This window comes from Shewanella sp. SACH (genome assembly GCF_001887095.2).
In the GTDB taxonomy this organism is placed as follows: domain Bacteria; phylum Pseudomonadota; class Gammaproteobacteria; order Enterobacterales; family Shewanellaceae; genus Shewanella; species Shewanella baltica.
Window position 1 is genome coordinate 1183676 of sequence record NZ_MPDG02000002.1, and the last position, 3561, is coordinate 1187236.

At 47.1% G+C, this 3561-nt stretch carries 2 protein-coding genes and 1 pseudogene; 2 read left to right on the top strand and 1 reads right to left on the bottom strand.

Annotated elements, in window-relative coordinates:
* Window positions 1-1074, top strand: a 1074-nt coding sequence (locus BM607_RS22145) for an RHS repeat-associated core domain-containing protein (protein WP_249269591.1), incomplete at its 5' end; no start/stop codon positions are given.
* 427 nt (window positions 1075-1501) lie between these two features.
* On the opposite strand, the gene BM607_RS13120 is transcribed toward BM607_RS22145, so the two are convergent.
* Entirely contained in the window at window positions 1502-2395 is an 894-nt protein-coding gene (locus tag BM607_RS13120) for a TOBE domain-containing protein (protein WP_071939621.1), read from the bottom strand.
* Window positions 2396-2470: 75 nt separating this feature from the next.
* On the opposite strand from BM607_RS13120, the pseudogene BM607_RS21825 reads away from it, so the two are divergent.
* Window positions 2471-3561, top strand: a pseudogene (locus tag BM607_RS21825) (hypothetical protein); the annotation flags it as partial.

A 3561-nucleotide genomic window follows, 5' to 3' on the forward strand; every position in this document is an offset into this window, starting at 1 on the left:
ATTCAGAATAAGAATACCCTGTTATCCCAGCTGCAAGATTTAGCGGTGACCAACAAAAACCGCCGTGGTTTTACCGATCATGAGCACTTGAATGAGCAACAGCTTATTCATATGAACGGTCGGATTTACGACTATAACCTCGGTCGGTTTATGAGTGTGGATCCGTTTATTCAGAGTCCGACATCAACCCAGAGCGTGAACCCTTACTCCTATATCATGAATAACCCGCTGGCAGGGACAGATCCGACAGGGTATAAGGCCGAACCGGAATTAGAGAAGGTTGAATACACGAAAAAAACAGAAAAAGTAGCGGTTACAGGTTCTCGTATTAAGCGCGAAGTAACCACATCGGTTTCTGGCACAGCGACTTACTCTAATGGCGCAACTCAATCATTTTCTGCGAGTTACAGCAATGGTAAGCTTTCCAGTGCAAGCGTAGGCGGTATGTCCAGCGTGGGTAGCTTGCAACAGACTGCAGCTAAGAGTGGGGATAGTGGTACCAATCAAAACGGTGTTTCCCAACAAGCTGTTTGCCACATGGGATGTCATGGGGCTGATTATTCGGAGCATCGTCAAGGAACTGATGCAGAGTTGTTACCCCTAACCCTAACTGCTATGGCGGTTGATTTAGCAACACCGCTTCCCCCGTTGTTCACAATGGCAAAGGCTGGCAAGCTTGCTGATGCAGGTGAAGGAGCTTTCACATATTTCATGAAGCAAGCTGAGACGCTGGACGTATCAACTATGCGTAATTCATCAGTCTTTTATTCCGGAAAAGGAAATCGCGAATTGGCAGAGGCATTTGCAACCTCAAACGGTAAGACTACGTTGGAAATGACTTCTGGGGGTAAACGGTTAGACGAATTGAAGTTATTTGGCTCAAACAGTCCACTATCCCCGAATCAGGCCACGCAAGTTTGGTCAAGGTTATCACAGAGGTATGCTGAAGGAGCGTCAGGTTATGCTATTGGATTTGTAAATGGGTCTAGGACAGGGAGCATATTTAACTCTGTTGAGTACCCTGCACTACTAAGCAACAAGAATGTTACAAATGTAATGACTGGAGGTAACTAGCGATGAGACTTATATCTCCTCAAAGAGTGGAAGCTGACGATGGTGCTACAGTTCAGGTTATTGACAGGTATACAGTTGAGTATATAAATAAAACCAGCAAATGGAGTGTTGAAGTTGATTTTGGAATTGCCACGACCGGGATTCTAAGGTCGACTCTGCAATTAGAAGCGGGACTCTCATCGTGTGATGAAAACACTGTTTGTAAATGTATTTTTGACGCGCTTACTCTTATGGGGCAGAGATGTGAAGTTATAGAATAGATGTAGAGCCCAATGGGCGGGTTCTTGCATTTTTGCAACATGAGGTTGTTCATAATTTGAACGCGCGAGTACCTAGAAGAAAATTTAGCGAGACCATAGTTAAAAATATTTAGTCAGTGAATAGAGTGATTCCAAAGCCCGCATTTGCGGGCTTTGTTGTCTTTGGCCTAGGCTGCCAGCTCGTTATCCTTTGACTGTTCAGCTTGTTTCTCGGCTGCTTGTTCGGCCTGTTGCTCGGCAAGATACTCACTGGCCATGGCCTTGTGTTTATTGATGCTCATGCAGCGGCTTAAGGTTTTCAGCCTTGCTGCCAAGGTTGGTGCTTCGCCCTTATCACTCTGGCCGCTTTGTGCATCCAGCTCTTGGCCATTAACGAACCAATGACAGTTGTCCTTGTGGCGACTGCCAGCCACATAAGACGCGGCTCTGTCCATGGCTGTGGTGTACAGCACAAAAGTATCGCCATCGACCGTGGCCCCTTGAGCACTGTAGACGGTTGAGGCATAGGCCTGCACCAATTGCAGCCTGCCTTGCTCATCCGAGTAATCCGACTGGTAAAAGCTCACCGTGCGACCAGAATCGAGCCTGACGGTAAAACGAATATCCTCCCCCTGTTGCAGCACTTGGGTAATGGTGCCTTGCTCGCCGTTGGTGAAATCGCGCTTGTAATCATTTTTGGTAAAGCGCACCCGCTCAGACTTGGAGAAGGCAAAATACAAGGTTTGGTTGGACACCACGCATTCGGTCAGGATGTTTTCCGTGCCGAGCTTACCTTGCTCTTGGTACACCTTGCGCACCAAGTCATTAAGGGGTTTAACATCCTTCCAGCGCTGCGCCATTATCATGGCCTCCTTGTCGGGGTTGGCCTCGGTGTACGCCTGCCAATGCTTCACCAACTGCTCACGGGCAGCTTGACTGGTGTCCTCAATATGCAACAAGCCTTTGCCCTGAAAGCTGGCCAGTGCGGCGTTGGCGTTGCCGCCTCTAAGGTCATTGACCGCCGTCCGCGCCCACGGCTCACGCTGACGACGTATGGTGTTGAAATTTAATGAGACACCCACTGTTAAATTTTTTGGAAAAAAGAGCGGCTAGATATAACCATCTGAAATGAAAGTGTTCTTTAATAATTAAAAATCATGGTCACCGTTGATGGTGTGAGTCGTACAGTTAAACATCAGTACGATGGCTTTTATGGTCGTCCTAAGGCATTGGAATACCCTAATGGTTTGACTCTTAAATATGGTTATAACGATTACGGCTACCTTGAGCAGACCAGCAACGCTGCCTCAGGCTATTTGTATCGTCAAATCACGGCTATGGATGAGGCTGGACATATTACCGGCGCAAACTTAGCCAACAGAGTGATGTCTGAATCACGGGTTTATTACAGTGAAGGCACAATGTCGAGTGTGGAAGTGGATGGGCCATTAGGCCTTATTCACGGTCATTACTATGACGGTTACGATGACTTTATGAACCTCACCAGTGAGCGTAATGGTGTCACTGGGCTAGTCAAAAGTTATCGTTATGACAGCTTGAATCGATTGGAAGAATACCAGTTTAATAATACCAATCCGAACTTCACCGCCACGGTCAATTATGCCTATGACAAAGTAGGGAACTTCCTAAAGAAGACCGATTACAGTGCTAATGCCACTAATGCCTATCGCTATGGAGGTAATGCTGGCTGCGTAGCTAACAGTAATGCAGGCCCCAATGCGGTATGCCAGCTGAATAAGCTCAATGGCTCAACGGTTAACTTTCAATATGATAAACGTGGAAACCTGCGTGTGGGTGACGGTTTAACCATGACCTATAATGCCATGGATAAGCCGCTGACTATTTCAGGGAGGGGGCCGAACAATAACACCCTAACGGCTTTTGTGTATGGCAGCGATAGTATGCGGGCCAAGCAAAGTCGCACAGTGTCAGGCAGCACAACCACTACCTATTATGTCGATAAGTATTATGAAATCGATAATGATGGCAGCTGGCGTGCCTACCTCGATGACATTGCAGTGTTGAGTTATACTCCACAGCGCAACCATTTACTGCAGTTCACTTTGCGAGATAGGCTGGGCAGCGCGACGACCATGGCAGACCAAAACGGTAATATTGTCAGCCAGCGTTATTTTGACCCTTTTGGGCGCACAACGGACCTTGGATATAATCATAAGCTGGATATTCAGAATAAGAATACCCTGTTATCCCAGCTGCAAGATTTAGC